This is a genomic window from Acinetobacter sichuanensis (assembly GCF_003024515.2).
In the GTDB taxonomy this organism is placed as follows: domain Bacteria; phylum Pseudomonadota; class Gammaproteobacteria; order Pseudomonadales; family Moraxellaceae; genus Acinetobacter; species Acinetobacter sichuanensis.
Window position 1 is genome coordinate 68,316 of sequence record NZ_PYIX02000016.1, and the last position, 17,526, is coordinate 85,841.

Consider the following 17,526-nt stretch of genomic DNA (forward strand, 5'->3'; position numbering starts at 1 on the left):
AGATATAAAAAATCGAGCAATTGGCTCGATTTTTTATCTTTTATTTAAAGTAAATTTTCAATCCAGTGATATGCCCACGGTAACACCAGTGCAAGTAAAATACTCACCACTAAACCAAACAATAACTTCATCGCATCTTTACTGACATTACGTGAAGTGCGGTATTTATTGACTTCGTGTAAATGCATCGCCATTGCAAATTCCCGACCTGCAAGCAAACCTAAAAACACCCATGTTGTGCTCATTGGAATATTGCTGAGTTCCTTAAACACCAACAAAATTAATGCATACATAAAATCAATAATGGTCGCAGAACGAATATCTTGCACACCCGTTTTTGTATCAATAATATTTTGAATGGCTCCACCACGTTGATAAAACACCATTCCTAATAAAATAATAAATACAGCGATGGCAAATAGCATAAACCAAAATGGAACAACACGCGGAACATAAACAAAAATATTGGCTAAATCTTGGATCAACCATTGGCTCCATAAAAAGCCTGTTGCTACCCATTGAATGCCAATCCACTTTTTAGAGGTCGCTTGATGGCGTGTTTCATGAAAGTAAATTGTGACTTTTTTCATCACAAAGCGATAGATAATAATTCCAACAATAAATGCGACGGCATACCCCATCATTGACTTGGTCAGCATTGCACTTAAACTGGTTGGAGAAAAAATCGTGAGGACTAAAAAAGTTGTACTTACAGGAATACCAAAGCGTGTTAAAAACAATAAAATCAGCGGTGGAATGATATATAACCATGTCATTCCTTCCTTAGGAAAAGGTATCGTTTCTAAACGCCCATAAGATGCATCACCTATACCTGAAACCCACCAACCATATAATAAAACTGTCGTTAAAATAGTGCTGGTATATAACCAAAGGATCCACCATGGACGATGTGCATTCGATGAAATAAACGTGCCTAATGTCTGAGGTACATCATTGCCAACAATTGAGTAAGCAGCGAGACAAAAGCCGATGATCATCAATATATCAATGCTCATTGCACCAAACCTCGAGTCAAATGCATAAAATCACATTCTTCATTTTGATAAAGTGTGCGAGATTATGACATTTTCATAAATTTTCAAACTTTTAATTTCTCATATTTTGCAAAAAATTAAAAAATATACAAAAAATCAACTCAATCATTCGCTCAAATATATATAAATTTTCATACTTTAAGAAAACAATCTTTTCTTACAGATTTAACTTAATGATTGTTCTACACTATTCATCCGATTGGTCAAATTCAATACAGCCATGACTGCCACGCCACTGCATCAAAAGTTACAACCTGAGTTCTATCTCTTGGTCTTTTTAGTTTCTATTGGCTTTTTTATGCAAGGACTGGATACGACCATTATTAATACTGCCCTTCCTGCAATGGCAAAGAGCTTACAGGAAGACCCTTTGCGTATGCATGGTGTGGTCATCAGTTATGTTCTTTCCGTCGCAGCCTGTATTCCCCTCAGTGGTTGGCTGGCTGACCGTTTTGGTGTACGAAATATCTTTTTTTCTGCCATCGTCATTTTTACTGTTGCATCATTAGGATGTGCATTTTCCAATGACTTTAATATGCTGATCGCTTTTCGAGTGCTACAAGGCATTGGTGGTGCATTGTTATTGCCTGTTGGGCGTCTTGCTATGCTGAAAATCATTCCTCGTGAACAGTTTTTGTCTGCCATGAGTTTAATGAGTCTCGCAGGGCTGATGGGACCTTTAATGGGACCTATTCTAGGTGGATGGTTGGTTGAATTTGCTTCATGGCATTGGATTTTTTTGATTAATTTGCCTATAGGCTTATTAGGTATTTTCGTGACTTTTAAAGCCATGCCCAATATCACTGAGCCAACAATTAAAAAGTTTGATTTTAGTGGTTTTATACTCTTAGTCATTGCAATGGTTGGACTCGCACTGGGTATTGAAAATATCACCAGTCATGAAGTTTCTCGCTATTTTAGTATCGGTTTATTGACTGCAGGTGTATTGGCAGCATTCATTTATGCTTACCATGCTCATACCCATCAAAATGCCTTATTCCGCAGTAAATTATTTAAAAATAAAATTTTTGCTATTGGGATTTTAGGTAATTTTTTTGCACGTTTTGGTAGTAATGCCATTCCCTTTATTTTGCCATTAATGCTGCAAGTTGCCTTTAAAATGGAACCCTTTATGACAGGGGTTATGCTCACACCTATTGTGCTCGGTTCGTTATTTTCCAAACCCATTATTCGCCCGATCATCTCCAGAATTGGTTATCGTCGCTTATTGCTCGTCAACACTGTCCTTGTTGGTGCTTGTATCGCCAGTTTTGCCTTAACCAATGCTGATACACCAATATGGTTAAGAACATTACATTTTTTTGTTTTTGGCACCTTAAATTCATTGCAATTTGTCGCAATGAATACCTTAACACTCAAGGATTTACCACAGCAAGATGCCAGTAGTGGCAATAGTTTTTTATCCATGATCATGATGCTGTCGATGAGTATAGGTGTTGCTTTAGCGGGGACTTTACTGAATGTCTTTACAAGCTATTTTGGTGAAGCAGAAATTACTTTAGCATTTCACAGCACACTCATTTGCTTAGGTGCTATAAATATTATCACCGCCATTATTTTCTATCAGATTCCGAAAAACCGTATCATTTAAACTTTGTAAAACAACAAAGATCGTATTGAGATGTCGATCACGTTAAACTATCGACATCCTCTGTATCAGAACCACAATGTCAAAAAAAACCATTATCAAACAGCAAACTCTAATCCGTTATAGCGCCATGACTTTGGCATTGTGCTGCTGTGTGGTAATTTTATATTTGACCTTATTCCATCACAATGTCGCTTCTGCTGAGCCTTATCCAATTCAAGGGTTTGATGTTTCACACCATCAAGGCAAAATTGATTGGAAAAAAATTTCACCAGAGCAATATCAGTTCGTTTATATAAAAGCCACTGAAGGAGGTGATTATCAAGATGATCATTTTCAAAAATATTGGCTAGAGGCTCGTGAAAGAGGCATGCGAGTAGGTGCTTATCATTTTTTTCGTCTCTGTCGTGAGGGTCAAATTCAGGCTGAAAATTTTATTCGCAGTGTGCCGAATAAGCCAGATGCTCTGCCGCCCGTGATAGATCTAGAATATGACAGTAATTGCATCAACACTTTTACCAAAGAACAGTTATTGAAACAAATCAAGATCATGCATGATCAACTGCAACAACATTTTGCTAAACAACCGATTTTTTATACCTCTAAAAATTTTTATAACATCATTTTAATTGGAGAGTTTAAAAATACGCCCATTTGGATTCGTGAATATCAAGATCAACCCGACTTAAAAGATGGTCGTCCTTGGACGTTTTGGCAACGCAGTAATCAAGGCAAAATTCAAGGTATAGCCAAACCTGTAGATTTAAATGTTTTTCATGGCGATTTAGATCAATGGAAAAGGTTTTTAGAGCAAAATCATCTTTAAGTTTCATCTTTACATGATTTTTTAAAAACTTTAAAAAGACAATTCATATCGCAGTAAACATTCCAATTCACAATTTCTCGTCCGATTTATCATGAGATCAGTTAGAATCATTCCACAGCGATCTGATACTGTGTTTTATGAGAAAAATCATTCATATTGATATGGATGCTTTCTACGCCTCCGTCGAGTTGAGAGAGCGACCAGAATTAAAACATTTACCTGTGGTGATTTCCTCACATCATCCTCGGGCGGTGATTGCGGCAGCGTCTTACCCTGCACGTGCATTTGGTCTACGCTCAGCCATGCCTATGTCACAAGCTCGAAAACTGTGTCCGCAAGTGATTGTGATTGAACCGCATTTTGATCAATACCGTGCTGTTTCCAGCCAAATTCATCAGATTTTCCAGCAACATACTCACTTGATTGAGCCTTTGTCTCTGGATGAAGCCTATCTGGATGTCACAGAAAATCTGCAAAATATTCCAAGCGCAACTGAAGTGGCAGAACGAATCCGTGCCGATATTTTTAGGCTGACTGGGCTGACCGCTTCCGCAGGGGTTGCACCGAATAAATTCCTCGCCAAAGTTGCCTCTGACTGGCATAAACCCAATGGCATTTGCGTTATTAAACCCAGTCAGGTACAGCACTTTATTCAGAATTTACCACTAAAAAAAATTCCAGGTGTGGGCAAAGTTACACAAGAAAAATTACATAGCCTCAAGCTCGAAACTTTAGGAGACTTACAAAAAATTGAAGAAAATACTCTGATTCATCATTTTGGAAAATATGGCAAACAATTATTTTTATATGCTCAAGGCATTGATGAACGTCCCGTTGAGGCTGAACGACAACGTCAACAAATTTCTAATGAAACCACCTTTGATGATGATCTGACCTTACAGCAGTGCACATCTCATTGGAACCAGCTCATTGAACGAGTATGGCAAGCTTTAGTCAAAAAACAACTTCAAGCACGTGGCGTAACGGTTAAACTCAAACTTAAAAACTTTCAGGTTTTACAACACAGTAAAAGTTTTAAACAGGCACTTAGTTCACAGCAAGATATGATTCAGGTGGTACAGACTTTATTAAGTGAAATGCAAATTGCTGAACATTTACAGTTTCGTCTGATTGGCGTTGAACTCTACCAACTCGCTGAAGCTCAACAAGAAAACCAACTTTCTTTATGGTAAAAATGAGTTAACTGGCTCATCATAATTTTTCATCTTATACTTTTGGCTATTTTTAAAGCAAAAGAACCTATTTTGTACAAATATTTACCCTGTTTACGCTAAATTAGAGTAATCTATTCCACGCGCTACATTATCCATGTAGTAGCTGAGAGATCAAAAGTCACCAATACTTTTGCTCTGCTGTCCTGTGATTGGCGTGACGATCAAATCCGAATGTTACAGGGCGCTCAGACAATATCGATGGATAAACTTCATTATTTCAAATTCGCTGTACAACGCTTCATTATACAAAATACCCTCCCCCAAGCTGTAAATCAAAACATTCTCTCTCTTTTAAAGTTCACCTAAACTTCACTGAAATGATTCGCCTAAAAAATTTAAATTCAGTACACTCAAACTGATTTTCAAAGATATTTCAGCAATATGAATAATAAAAAACAGATTCTGTGTGTCGAAGATGATGCCGCAATTTTAATGCCACTGCGTTATGCACTTGAACGTGAAGAATGGCAAGTGACTTGGGCAAATACAGGGCTTCAAGCGATTGAATATATTCAGCAGCAAGCTTTTGATTTTATTATTTTAGATATCGGCTTACCTGACTTAAATGGTTTTGAAGTCTGTAAAAAAATCCGTCAGTTTAGCCATACTCCCCTGCTGTTTTTAACCGCCCGTGATGATGAAATTGATCGGATTGTGGGGCTGGAAATTGGAGCGGATGATTACTGTACCAAGCCCTTTAGTTCTCGTGAAATTGTCTCTCGAATCAAAGCCATCTGGCGCAGAATGGAAATACAGGCACAATTACAAGCTGTGCAAAACACGCCTGATTCAAGCGCTCAGTTGAGTTCATCCACTGTTTGGCATTGTGTAGATGAAGCTTTGCAAATTCAATATTTTGGTACGCTGCTGCAACTGACCCGTTATGAATATCGTCTACTTAAATTGTTGATTGATCGCCCTGAACAAGTCTTTAGTCGGCAACAGTTAATGGATCATGTCTGGGAGCATCCTGAACATAGTTTAGAAAGAACCGTAGATACACACATTAAAAGTATCCGTAATAAGCTCAAACAAATTGCACCCGAACAAGACCCGATTGAAACCCATCGTGGTTTTGGTTATCGCTTAAAACGGATCAGCTAAAACATGTCCATTTTCATTCGTATCTGGTTTTTCTTTGGTTTGATCATTTTGCTCGGTTTGTGGTTCATGTCTTATACATTTAACCAGCAAGTCAAACCCAATGTACGTCAGGTCGTAGAAGATACGCTTGCTGAAAATGCCAATATTATTGCCATGCTGGTCGCACAAGATGTGTATGAGCATCAGGTCAGCACTCCGCAGTTCGATGAAAAAATTCAAAAAGCACTGAACCGTAAACTGAATGCCACCATCTGGCAGCACAATAAAAAAGAAATTAACCAGCAGATTTATATTACCGATGCCAAAGGCATTGTCATCTATGACTCTCAGGGCATTGCGACAGGTCAGGACTATTCCAAGTGGAATGATGTCTATCTGACCCTGCAAGGTAAATACGGCGTGCGCTCAACCCGCAGTTATGCAGAAGATAGTGACAGCAGTACCATGTACATTGCAGCGCCAATTTATTATCAGGTCAATCAACAACAGCAACTGATTGGGGTGGTCAGCATTGGTAAACCGAACAGCTCGGTACAACCTTATATTCAACGTTCAGAAAATCAATTATTTAAACAAGCCATCTGGATTACCTTACTGAGTTTATTTTTAGCCAGTTTAGTCGCTTATTGGCTGAAACACAGCATTGATCGGGTACGTAAATACGCACAGGCACTTGCACCTGTCAATCAGACGCCACATTTCCGTTCGGCACAGGAGCTGAATCTTGTGGCTCAAGCCATTGAAACCATGCGGGAAAAACTTGAAGATCGGGCCTATGTGGAACACTATGTCAATACACTGACCCATGAACTAAAAAGCCCGCTGACTGCCATTCAAGCCAGTGCCGAACTGCTCAAAGAAGATTTGCCACTGTATGACCAACAACAGTTTGCCACACATATCCATACCCAAAGTCAGCGTTTAAGAAGCCTGATTGATCGAATGTTATTGCTGACCCGACTGGAAAAATCCAAACATCAGCTTGAGTTGCAAACAGTTAATCTGGCTGAACTCATTCAACAAGTGCTCGACCAACACGCCAGTCAGTTACACAGTAAAAATATACAGTGTCTACTTGATCTGGATGCTCAGTGCATGATGATGGCTGATCGTTTTTGGATTCAACAAACGCTCGCCAATCTTCTAGACAATGCCCTCGATTTTTCCGCAGAATCGGCCAAAATTCTGATTCAGTTACACCGACTGCCTCAGCAAAAAACAGCACTGTATATTTTTAATGAAGGTCCCTGGATTCCTGATTATGCACTGAACCAAGTTTTTGAAACCTATTTTTCTCTGCCCCGCCCTGTGTCACAGCAACGCAGTTCGGGGATTGGTCTAAGTATTGTCAAACAAGTGATTGAGCAACATCATGGGCAGATTAGTATTGAAAATGTTCAAACGAATCACATTGCCCGACTACAACCCCATCTACAAGGGGTCATGGTCAAAATTCAATTGCCTTAGAACATTGATCCAATCAAAATTCACCTAAACTTCACACAAAGCTCAACCGCAACGCAAATAAAGTACACAACGCTTTTGCAGACTATGTCCTGACACAATAAGATTCAGGACACCATCATGCGTTCGAGTTTTCTCACCCTCAAAATCATTGCGATTGTCATTCTCGTAGCAATCTTTTCGGCAGGTTTATTGTTTATCTCCAGTCTTGTCTATGAACGACAAGGCTACCAACAAGCCTTCCTCACTGAAATTTCACGTAATAACATCAGCCCACAAACCATTATTTCGCCCTTTATCCGTGTGCCTTATAAAGACAAAGAAGCAAGCACATGTATCAATAAAAACAATGAGCAATATTCATGTATTCAAGAACATGTCATGCTGATCAATGCAGATAGTACACAATGGCAAGCCAATTTCAATGTTTCTAATGATACTTATAAACGTACGATTTATCGCGCCATCAGTTATAACGCGCAACTTTCTGCCAAAGGTATGTTTCAAAAACCAACATTGGAAGCTCATCATTATCAATGGGATAAAGCCGAAATCGTATTTCCAATCCATGATCCACGAGGTTTAAACACACAACCGACCTTGCAAATACTCAATAAAAAATATGCCTTTGAAATGGGCAGCCAAAGCAATGGTCGTTCTAGTTTTGACTTTATGAGTATTTCTGCCAAAAAATATCCTGAGTTAATCCAAGCCATACAAAATGGTTTTAGCTTTGACTTAAATACAGATCTGATCGGTCTAGGTAAATTTACCCTTGTTCCAACCAGTCGTCATATCAGCTACCAAGCCAAAGGGAACTGGGCAGATGCCAAATATTCTGGGCAAAATTTACCCTTTGAAAAAACCAGTAGTCATCAACAATTTAGTGCTCAATGGAAAAATATTGCACTAGGCAATCAAAATATGAATCGACTTGCCGAATGTGATAATAATGAATGTCTACGTCAGTTTAGCAATACTGCGACTGCAGAAGCAGCTTATGAAGAAGGTCAAGCCATCACTGAAAGTGGTTTAAGCACTGAATTTTTAGAGTCGGTAAATGTCTACACTCAAACTGACCGTGCGATTAAATACGGTATTGTCATTATTATCATCACCTTTGGTTGTTTCTTCTTATTTGAAGTGCTGAAAAGCTTACGTATTCACCCAATTCAATACTCTTTGGTTGCAATCGCACAAGGGATTTTCTTTGTTCTACTCCTTTCGATCAGCGAGTACTATGCCTTTGCATGGGCATATGTCGTGGCGAGTATCGCTTGTGTCGGCTTAATGACATGGTACTTATTCTTCGTGATGAAAGGTTTTAAACCTGCAATCTTATTCGGCATTATTCTCAGTTCACTCTACGCCATCATGTATATGCTGTTGCAGTCTTCAGGCAAGACTTTCCTTATCGGCTCTGTCATTGCCTTTGTCCTACTCGCTGTGGTGATGTTCATTACCCGTAATATCGACTGGTATCAGATCAGCCATCGTCCTAATCGTGAACTAAAATCTTATACACCTCCTCAACCTTAATTTTCATCTATGGATGGTGCAATGCCATCCATCATTTTATCCATTTCACGGAGCTTACCATGCATCACTTAATCATTGATTCTGTAAGAAAAATACAACAACTCTGCCCACCCCAATGCAGCCTTGCTGATTGCCTAAATCTATTGCGAACTCAACAGATTCCATTTTTAAATTTGGGCAATCTAATTATTTGTCCAGATGCACATTGTCTACTGATTTTCCACATGAAAAAATTACGATGTATCGATAACTATACTAAAACTGCATAAAGCTGATTTGCAGATCAGCCGTAATCCCCTACACTGAACAACATCAAGATAATGGGAATATTTGCATGGCTGTACAACGCTTACATGTCGAAAAACGCTTTTCTGAAATTGCCATTTCAGGCAATTTAGTACATCTGGCGGGTCAGCTCGCTTCTGACCTGAGCTTGGATATTCAAGGTCAAACTCAACAGACTTTAGATATAATTGATCGTTTTCTTGCCGATGCAGGCACGGACAAAAGTCATATCATGTCCGTCACCATTTATCTAAAAGATATTGAAAATGACTATGCTGCATTTAATGAACTATGGGATGCATGGGTTGCAGATATTGAAGCTCTACCAAGAACGTGTGTAGAAGCTAAACTTTATCATCCTGATGTATTGGTTGAAATGACGGTTGTTGCAGTAAAACCTGAATAATCAATGAATAATCAGAATTAAATTTATGATTCAAATTCGGTTGTTTGTTCTACAAATTCTTTAAATTTTATATTTAAAAAATGCATGCTCAGCCATGCATTTTTTATCATTATCCATAAACACGAGAGCGGGCAATACGCTCAGCGTATATTTCTAATTGAGCTGATGAAGCATCTAAAGCATGTACATCATGTGTTTGGATATAATCTTCAAAAAAATCTTCACGTAATTTTTGATATTCTGGTACACCAAAATAACGAATGACACGATAACCTGCCATTTCTAGCAAGGTATCTTGATTATTATCAGCACTCATTCGTTTCAAAGCATTAGGATCATTTAAAGTAATAATTGAGATAACTTTAAAGTCTTGATCTAAAACAACAAAATCTGCAAACATTTTTTGATATTTACGACGTGTATGTAAATACTTGGTTGTTAATAATGCATCAAAAGAAACATGAGCCAAAATATTGGCTGTAGGTAAAATTTCTTTTATACGGCTATAAGTCATTAATTCATGCGAATTAAAAACTGCACGTTGGCGTAACACGCTATCCACTTTTTGCTTATTTTTCAAACCATTATAAGCAATCAAACTCACAATAGCGAGTATAGCGAGGGTCACAAGAATCATTAAATCCATGATTTCCTTTCCTTATCTATTTTTATAATTTAAAACGATTTATTACCGTCTTTTATTTCACTTTTCCATCAATAACTTCAATTTACCATCTAACATATAAGATCCCATCTTATACTTTAGATTTTTGATCATTTACTTATGTATTGCTGATTTGATCAATAACGACATTAAAAATATCTTGTTCTTATGACAAAGAAATGACATTTATATCCATTTATAGCGATAATGCTCATGGAATTCAACTTTAACCGATGAAATAATCGAAATATTGTTAGACAATTTAATTTTTTAGATGAAAAAGGATGTTTTTTTATCTAATTATTTTTCACTCAAATATAAAAAAAGGATGCTTACACATCCTCTTCTATTTTAAAACTTAAGCTTTATTTTTTGGCTTAGACTTCGCTTTCACATTGCCACCAAACGGTTTTTTATCACCTGTTTCACGTGGTGGTAAACCTGTATGCTGTGTCAAAATCTGACCACGTTCTGGACGTTTTTTGGTATTCGATGGACGGCTTTGACCTTGTCCCGCTTTGCTTCGATTACCTTGTTCACCTGTACGTTTCTGCGAGTCGCCCGCCACGCTTGAGTTTTTCTTACGTGCAGACTTGTACTCACCCTCAACACTTGCAGGCTGATAAGTCGGAATCAAATGCTGTTTCGAATTCCCAATCAGATCTGGACGGCCCATTTCTTTCAACGCATCACGCAGTAAAGGCCAGTTGTTTGGATCATGATAACGCAAGAAAGCTTTGTGCAGACGACGACGCTTCTCACCTTTAACGATGTCTACATCTTCAGTATAACGTGCCACTTTCGCTAGTGGGTTTTTACCTGTGTAGTACATAGTGGTCGCCGTTGCCATTGGCGATGGATAGAAGGTTTGAACCTGATCGGCACGGAAACCATTCTTCTTCAACCAGATCGCCAAGTTCATCATGTCATAATCAGTCGTACCCGGATGCGCAGCGATAAAGTACGGAATCAAATACTGTTCCTTCCCCGCTTCCTTACTAAAACGATCAAACATTTGTTTGAAACGGTCATAAGTGCCTATGCCCGGTTTCATCATCTTATTGAGTGGACCTTTTTCGGTATGCTCAGGCGCAATTTTTAAATAACCACCGACATGATGCTGTACCAGCTCTTTGACATATTCAGGATTCAATACCGCAAGGTCATAACGCAGACCAGAGCCTATCAAAATCTTTTTAATGCCTGGCAAAGCACGTGCTTTACGATACAACTGTGTTAATGGCGCATGATCGGTATGTAAGTTTTGGCATACACCCGGGAATACACATGAAGGTTTACGACAGTTTTTTTCAATCTCAGGGTCTTTACACGCCAAACGGTACATATTTGCCGTTGGTCCGCCTAAGTCTGAAATAATCCCGGTAAAGCCCGGTGCAGTATCACGGATTTTTTCCACTTCACGCAAAATGGATTCTTCAGAACGGTTCTGAATAATACGACCTTCGTGTTCTGTGATCGAACAGAAGGTACAACCACCAAAACAGCCACGCATGATATTCACAGAGAATTTAATCATGTCGAATGCAGGGAAACGTGCTTCCCCATACGAAGGATGTGGCAGACGTGCATAAGGCAAGTCAAACACATAATCCATTTCTTCTGTGGTTAACGGAATCGGCGGTGCGTTTAACCATACATCACGTTCACCATGCTTCTGAACCATTGCTCGTGCATTCCCTGGATTGGTTTCCAAATGCAAAATACGGTTAGCGTGTGCATACAAAACAGGATCATTCGCTACATCTTCAAAAGCAGGTAAACGAATCACTGCCAATTCACGTGGTGGCAATTTGTGTTTAATCGCTTTAGATGCGGGCTGTAATTGGACAATTTGAGTATTTTCATCCAAATTATCGCCTTCACGGACGATCGGATTGGCAACCAATTCTTTTTGGAAATTTTGATATTGGGTTAAAGAGTTGCCCTTATCTTTTTCAATTTCACAACCGTCCAAATCTTCCGTCATCACATAAGGGTTGATGATTGGATCGACACGACCAATCGCATCGACGTCATTAGACGCGATTTCAACAAATTTCGCTTTAGACGCACGATTATGTTTATTGATAATAAATGCTGTACCACGCACATCGGTAATGTCTGTGATTTTTTCACCACGCGCCAAACGATGCATGACTTCAGTAATTGAACGCTCACCATTACCATACATGAGTAAATCAGCTTTCGAGTCCATCAACACCGAACGACGAACTTTGTCTGACCAATAGTCATAATGCGCAATACGACGCAAAGAAGCTTCAATACCGCCCAACAAAACAGGAACATCGGGATACGCCTCACGTACACGCTGGCAATACACTGTCGCGGCACGGTCTGGACGTTTATTCGGTTGATTATCAGGCGAATAGGCATCATCCGAACGGATTTTACGATCTGCCGTATAACGGTTGATCATGGAGTCCATATTGCCTGCGGTCACGCCCCATGCAATATTCGGTTTACCTAAGACTTTAAATGCTTCAGCAGAAGTCCAGTCAGGCTGTGCAATGATCCCGACACGGAAACCTTGCGCTTCTAAAGTACGCCCGATAATTCCTGAACAGAAAGATGGATGGTCGATATAGGCATCGCCACAGACTAAAATAAAGTCACAACTGTCCCAGCCGAGTAAATCCATTTCCTCACGTGACATTGGCAAAAATGGTGCGGGTTCAAAGCACGATGCCCAATATTTGTCATAATCAAACAACGCAGTAGGCGCAGTTTGAGCAGTATAAGCGGTCGACATGGTGAATTTCTCGATTGGCAGTTGGCGATCGGGAGAGATCTAAGATGAAAGTTGATCATTTTAACATGAATTTACCTCATGTTGCTTGATTAAAAAACACACAAAAACAAATAACTGAAAATTTACTTCTTTTTTATAAATTACTTGAAAATACATCACTTTTTAAAAGCGATATTTGCTATTTGAGTTGTAATCGAATAAAAATCCGACAAGTGGTTGATTTTATATTTTATTTAAATTCAATGACTAATTTATAAAATTGGCAAAAATGATCATAAAATAATTATAAATAAACATTTTTGCACATCTTTTTTCAAAAAATTCACTTAATCTCACTCAAACAATAAAACGAGAACTACATCATGGTTCTAAAAAAGATTTTTTTATCCTTTATCGTATTTTTATATACATTTGTATCGGCTTCTTCTCTCAAAGCCAAAACTTATACCGAACAAAAAGCATGGAAAGATTTACAAAATCAGTTACCAGAACAATATCGACTCACCAATGAAAATGCACCGCAAGAATATTTTTGGTCATGGCACAGTTACCGTGTTCATGTTGACACCTATCCACAACCACAATCTACCGCGAAAATAATTTTATTACATGGCGTTGGAACGAATGGTAGACAGCTCAGTTTAATTTTAGGGCATCCTTTAGCACAAGCAGGTTATGAAACTATAGCACTCGATTTACCAGGCTATGGGCTAACTGAATATCCTTCAAAAAGTGCAATTCGTTATGATGACTGGGTGCAATTGGTCAATGATTTTGTCAACACTGAAGCTCAAAAAGATGATCGTCCAATTTTTCTTTATGGTTTATCTGCTGGTGGTATGCTAACTATGCATGTCGCAATGCAAAATAGAAATATTAAAGGCATCATTGGAATGACTTTTCTAGACCAACAAAGAGTAGGTGTAAAAAAAGCAACCATGCGTTTTAGCCCTTTAAGCCCTGCTCTTCTTCCAAGTATGAAAATTGGAGCAATGACCCCAGTCGTGAAAAGTATTCCATTGCCCATGTCCCTTGTTTCTAAAATGTATGCCTTAACAAATAATAAAAAAGCATTAAAAATTATGCTGCAAGATAACACTTCAGCAGGTAATAGTATGTCTATTCAATTTCTAAATAGTTATATGAATTATAAACCTAAATATGATTTATCCAGTTTTAGTCAATGTCCAGTTCTATTGACGCAGCCTGCTGAAGATCACTGGACACCACTTAAACTGAGTCAACCTGTTTTAGATCGACTCTCAGTTCCGCATCAAGTCGTATTATTACCTAAAGGCGGACATTATCCTGTAGAAGCGGAAGCATTGGAGCAATTGAAAAAAAGTAGTATTGAGTTTATTCAAAGTAATTTAAAACATTAATGATGTATCGTCATTTTTTGCATTTGATGTAGTTTTAAGGCAACCAATACACCAATGAATAATACCATTGTGATGGTCAGGGTTAATCCCAACCATCCATACTTTTCCCAGACTAAACCGTTGGCACTTCCTAAAAAGCTTGAACCTAAATAGTAGCAAAATAAATACAGTGATGATCCAACTGCACGATACTGTAAAGATTGAACCGAAACCCAACTACTTGAGGTTGAATGCGCTGCGAAAAATGAAAAGGTGAAGATCAATAATCCAATTAAAATAACCCAAAGTGAAGGGATTAACATGATCCATAAACCAAGAATCATCGTGGTAAACATTGCAATTAAAACTTTGTCTCGACCAAACTTTCTACTCCAACTGGCTGCACGTGGTGAACTGTAAACTCCTGATAAATAAGCAATCGAAATTAAACCGATCCAAGTTTGTGACAGTTCAAAAGGCTTTTCCAAAAGATGATAACTCATGTAATTAAACACAGTGACAAAGCATCCCATCAGAATAAAACCTTGTGCAAACAACAACCGTAACTTAGGATCAGATAAATTTTTCTTAAATGATTGGATAAAACGAGAAAATTGAATTGGATAAGACTTAAAGTGTTTAGAAGCTGGTAAAGCAATATAAAAAACCAAAGCAATCAATAAATTAAGCACACCGATAACCATCGTTGCTGTTTGCCATGAAATATAATCCAGCAATACTCCTGCAATCAAGCGCCCACCCATTCCACCGATTGCTGTCCCTGAAATATATAGTCCCATAGCAAAACCGACATCTTTTTGTGCAATTTCTTCGCCAATATAAGTCATGGCAACAGATGCAACGCCACTTACTGCTAATCCAACCATCATTCGGGTTGCAAGAAATACCTCCCAATAAGGTAAAAATGCACTTAGTAAGAGTAAGCTTGCTGTAGAAAATAATGAGATTGCCATAATCGGCTTACGACCAAAACGATCCGAAATTAAGCCAGCAAAAAGGAGCCCTAAAGCCAAAGCAATGGTCGAAAATGACAGTGGAAAACTACTATGAGTTGGAGAAATCTGAAAAAACTTTGCCAAAAATGGCATCATTGGTTGCACACAATACAACGATGAAAAAACTGCAAAACCTGCCAAAAACAAAGATAGTAAAATCGCCATAAAAGACTTACTACCATATTCTATATAATCTGCATTTTCGGCTAAATCAGACATAATCACTCCTTATGTCTGTTCAGTATACGCCTGTTTTAGAACTACATAAAAACAAAACCCCTTTTATGAAGGGGCTTGTTCTTATCTGCTTAAAATTTAATAAAGTGCTTGAGGTAATTTAATTTGAATAATTTCATTATCATCAGCACGTTTTCCATTACGCCCTGATGAACCAGGAAAATTATTATCATTCAACACAGTTAACGTTGTGCTATTTTCAATAATTACATCTTCAATTGTTTCAAATGGAAAAGCAAAATTCTTTTCAGTTCCAATATCTCCGTCTCGAATTGTGCCATATAAATGATGAGGATTAGCAATATTCATCAAATCGACAAGATCAGAACGCTTTACAGCCTGACCAGACTCACCTAGTTCAATTTTAATGAGTTTTTTATAAGCATCTAACTTATTTTGACTTGGATCACGCTCAATAATAATACCTGACTTGTCATCAAAGAGTTGGAAGTCACCAATATTTGTTGCTTGATCATTTAAAGTAAAATAATAATATTTTCCAGTATATGCTTTTTTCTTAATATCAAACTGTGAAATGAGTAGTTGCTTATTGGTTTCACCTATTAATGGTTTTTCTAGTAATGAATACAAATATTGCCCATCTTTCGACAATGCCATCCCCTCAAAACCACCACTCTGCTGTGTTAAAGGTTCAACATAGTTAATATTGGCTTTATTCAGTTGATTCTGAGGTGAACGCAATTCTGTCCCTTTTTTGAGGGGATTCGGCAATGAAATTGGTGCATCAATCAGTACACCATCTTTGTCAAAATGTAGCAAATAAGGACCAAATTCATCTCCAATCCAGTAACTACCATCTTCTGTTCTTTGAATCGATTCTGGATCAAAATCTGCACCTGTCAACAAACGATCCGTTGTATTTTGATTGATAATATCAAATGGAATCAGCTTATTTGGATCACGTAACTGAATAAAGCTCATGACTTGAACTTTTGCAGAGCCAGTCGTCTGAGTTCGAAAATCAGGCTTAATTTGATAAATTCGTAATAGGAAATCTGAAGAATTATCCTGTGTACCAAAACCATTATCAGCCATGACCATATAAGTACCATCACCATTTTTTAAAGCACCAGAAAAACCTTGTACTGGCTGCCCTTTAAATGGTGGAAAAATACCATTAGCACCTTTGACAAAACTTCCCGAATTCGGTCCCGAAGCATAAGTTTCAACATCTAATCGAGCAAATGAAACTAAGGTTGGCACTGTGACAGTAGGTTCATTATGCACATCATTGTCATCATCATTACATGCAGTTAATCCTAAAATGACCAAAGTAAGCAAAGAATAAGTAAGCTTTTTCATATAAATCTTTTTAAATAAAGGTGTTACATCATTTAAAATCATTTTTATGACAGTCTTACGAAAACATGATAATCATTTATATTTTGATTCATAATTATCTTGAATAAATACCAATAAGTCCTGAAATAATGGGTGCCAGTCACTCGTAGGTTTTGTATATAAAAAATGCCAAAAAAATTTAAATTCTAAACCACCATCATCATGACAATAATGTACCCATTGATCTAAAAGATTTTCCTGCGTTTCACAGACAAAAACATACCAATCTGGTCCATTTTCTTTTGGATAATGAATACCTAAAAATTTTTGTATATGAGCACTTTGAATCCCAGTCTCTTCAAAGAGCTCGCGTAAAGCAGCTTCTTCTAAACTTTCATTTAACTCTACAGTGCCTTTTACAATCTGAATTCCAGCCAAAGGATGTTGAAATACTAAAAGCTGTAATCCTAAATCATGTTGTCTTAAAATAACTGGTACAACTTTTTTAATTTGCATATTTTTAAGAAAGATCCATTTTTGGATTATATATTACTCATTTTTCTTTATAACAGCATTTAAAATGAAACTTGAGCTAAGTTTTCTTTTATCAAAAGTGCTATTTACTAGGTAAATAGCTAATTTATGAATTAACC

The 17,526-nt window shown here is 37.7% G+C and carries 14 protein-coding genes; 8 read left to right on the top strand and 6 right to left on the bottom strand.

The window, feature by feature from the left end; translation table 11 throughout:
* Positions 1-44: 44 nt before the first annotated feature.
* Positions 45-1,016, bottom strand: a complete 972-nt coding sequence (locus C9E89_RS11065) for a hypothetical protein (protein WP_107008412.1) — start codon at positions 1,014-1,016, stop codon at positions 45-47.
* A gap of 259 nt (positions 1,017-1,275) precedes the next feature.
* On the opposite strand from C9E89_RS11065, the gene mdtD reads away from it, so the two are divergent.
* The 7 genes from mdtD (at position 1,276) to C9E89_RS11105 (ending at position 9,523) form a co-directional block, all read left to right on the top strand.
* Positions 1,276-2,667 (top strand): multidrug transporter subunit MdtD, encoded by a 1,392-nt coding sequence (mdtD, locus tag C9E89_RS11070; protein WP_107008413.1) that lies wholly within the window; start codon positions 1,276-1,278, stop codon positions 2,665-2,667.
* Between the two features lie 127 nt (positions 2,668-2,794).
* Positions 2,795-3,490 carry a glycoside hydrolase family 25 protein gene (locus C9E89_RS11075; protein WP_228199019.1) on the top strand — a complete coding sequence of 232 codons (696 nt, stop codon included), beginning with the start codon at positions 2,795-2,797 and terminating at the stop codon, positions 3,488-3,490.
* A gap of 137 nt (positions 3,491-3,627) precedes the next feature.
* A complete protein-coding gene (gene dinB, locus C9E89_RS11080) occupies positions 3,628-4,683 on the top strand; it encodes a DNA polymerase IV (RefSeq protein ID WP_107008415.1) in 1,056 nt (351 codons plus the stop codon).
* 423 nt (positions 4,684-5,106) lie between these two features.
* A complete protein-coding gene (creB, locus tag C9E89_RS11085; RefSeq protein WP_107008416.1) occupies positions 5,107-5,829 on the top strand; it encodes a two-component system response regulator CreB in 723 nt (240 codons plus the stop codon).
* A gap of 3 nt (positions 5,830-5,832) precedes the next feature.
* On the top strand, positions 5,833-7,296 hold the full coding sequence (creC, locus tag C9E89_RS11090) for a two-component system sensor histidine kinase CreC (RefSeq protein WP_107008417.1): 1,464 nt from the start codon (positions 5,833-5,835) through the stop codon (positions 7,294-7,296).
* A gap of 117 nt (positions 7,297-7,413) precedes the next feature.
* On the top strand, positions 7,414-8,832 hold the full coding sequence (gene creD / locus C9E89_RS11095) for a cell envelope integrity protein CreD (protein ID WP_107008418.1): 1,419 nt from the start codon (positions 7,414-7,416) through the stop codon (positions 8,830-8,832).
* A gap of 334 nt (positions 8,833-9,166) precedes the next feature.
* Positions 9,167-9,523, top strand: coding sequence for a RidA family protein (locus tag C9E89_RS11105; protein ID WP_107008420.1), 357 nt, complete (start codon positions 9,167-9,169; stop codon positions 9,521-9,523).
* A 109-nt stretch (positions 9,524-9,632) separates the two neighbouring features.
* Here C9E89_RS11105 and C9E89_RS11110 read toward each other — a convergent pair whose 3' ends face one another.
* Together C9E89_RS11110 and C9E89_RS11115 are read right to left on the bottom strand one after the other, a co-directional pair.
* Entirely contained in the window at positions 9,633-10,169 is a 537-nt protein-coding gene (locus tag C9E89_RS11110) for a DUF2726 domain-containing protein (RefSeq protein WP_107008421.1), read from the bottom strand.
* Between the two features lie 376 nt (positions 10,170-10,545).
* Positions 10,546-12,957, bottom strand: a complete 2,412-nt coding sequence (locus C9E89_RS11115) for a YgiQ family radical SAM protein (protein ID WP_107008422.1) — start codon at positions 12,955-12,957, stop codon at positions 10,546-10,548.
* A 362-nt stretch (positions 12,958-13,319) separates the two neighbouring features.
* On the opposite strand from C9E89_RS11115, the gene C9E89_RS11120 reads away from it, so the two are divergent.
* The gene (locus C9E89_RS11120) at positions 13,320-14,339 is read left to right on the top strand and encodes an alpha/beta hydrolase (RefSeq protein WP_107008423.1); all 1,020 of its coding nucleotides are present in this window, start codon (positions 13,320-13,322) and stop codon (positions 14,337-14,339) included.
* On the opposite strand, the gene C9E89_RS11125 is transcribed toward C9E89_RS11120, so the two are convergent.
* The 3 genes from C9E89_RS11125 to C9E89_RS11135 form a co-directional block, all read right to left on the bottom strand.
* Positions 14,336-15,553 (bottom strand): MFS transporter, encoded by a 1,218-nt coding sequence (locus C9E89_RS11125; RefSeq protein ID WP_107008424.1) that lies wholly within the window; start codon positions 15,551-15,553, stop codon positions 14,336-14,338. The genes C9E89_RS11120 and C9E89_RS11125 overlap by 4 nt on opposite strands.
* 96 nt (positions 15,554-15,649) lie before the next feature.
* Complete coding sequence (locus tag C9E89_RS11130; protein ID WP_107008429.1) at positions 15,650-16,894, bottom strand: esterase-like activity of phytase family protein; 1,245 nt, start codon at positions 16,892-16,894, stop codon at positions 15,650-15,652.
* Positions 16,895-16,966: 72 nt separating this feature from the next.
* Positions 16,967-17,389, bottom strand: a complete 423-nt coding sequence (locus C9E89_RS11135) for an NUDIX hydrolase (RefSeq protein ID WP_107008425.1) — start codon at positions 17,387-17,389, stop codon at positions 16,967-16,969.
* Between the last annotated feature and the right edge of the window lie 137 nt (positions 17,390-17,526).

Bases quoted from the DNA above. Each gene is read 5' to 3' on its own strand.
- C9E89_RS11065 (WP_107008412.1), bottom strand. From the start codon at position 1,016: ATGAGCATTGATATATTGATGATCATCGGCTTTTGTCTCGCTGCTTAC.
- mdtD (WP_107008413.1), top strand. From the start codon at position 1,276: ATGACTGCCACGCCACTGCATCAAAAGTTACAACCTGAGTTCTATCTC.
- C9E89_RS11075 (WP_228199019.1), top strand. From the start codon at position 2,795: ATGACTTTGGCATTGTGCTGCTGTGTGGTAATTTTATATTTGACCTTA.
- dinB (WP_107008415.1), top strand. From the start codon at position 3,628: ATGAGAAAAATCATTCATATTGATATGGATGCTTTCTACGCCTCCGTC.
- creB (WP_107008416.1), top strand. From the start codon at position 5,107: ATGAATAATAAAAAACAGATTCTGTGTGTCGAAGATGATGCCGCAATT.
- creC (WP_107008417.1), top strand. From the start codon at position 5,833: ATGTCCATTTTCATTCGTATCTGGTTTTTCTTTGGTTTGATCATTTTG.
- creD (WP_107008418.1), top strand. From the start codon at position 7,414: ATGCGTTCGAGTTTTCTCACCCTCAAAATCATTGCGATTGTCATTCTC.
- C9E89_RS11105 (WP_107008420.1), top strand. From the start codon at position 9,167: ATGGCTGTACAACGCTTACATGTCGAAAAACGCTTTTCTGAAATTGCC.
- C9E89_RS11110 (WP_107008421.1), bottom strand. From the start codon at position 10,169: ATGGATTTAATGATTCTTGTGACCCTCGCTATACTCGCTATTGTGAGT.
- C9E89_RS11115 (WP_107008422.1), bottom strand. From the start codon at position 12,957: ATGTCGACCGCTTATACTGCTCAAACTGCGCCTACTGCGTTGTTTGAT.
- C9E89_RS11120 (WP_107008423.1), top strand. From the start codon at position 13,320: ATGGTTCTAAAAAAGATTTTTTTATCCTTTATCGTATTTTTATATACA.
- C9E89_RS11125 (WP_107008424.1), bottom strand. From the start codon at position 15,553: ATGTCTGATTTAGCCGAAAATGCAGATTATATAGAATATGGTAGTAAG.
- C9E89_RS11130 (WP_107008429.1), bottom strand. From the start codon at position 16,894: ATGAAAAAGCTTACTTATTCTTTGCTTACTTTGGTCATTTTAGGATTA.
- C9E89_RS11135 (WP_107008425.1), bottom strand. From the start codon at position 17,389: ATGCAAATTAAAAAAGTTGTACCAGTTATTTTAAGACAACATGATTTA.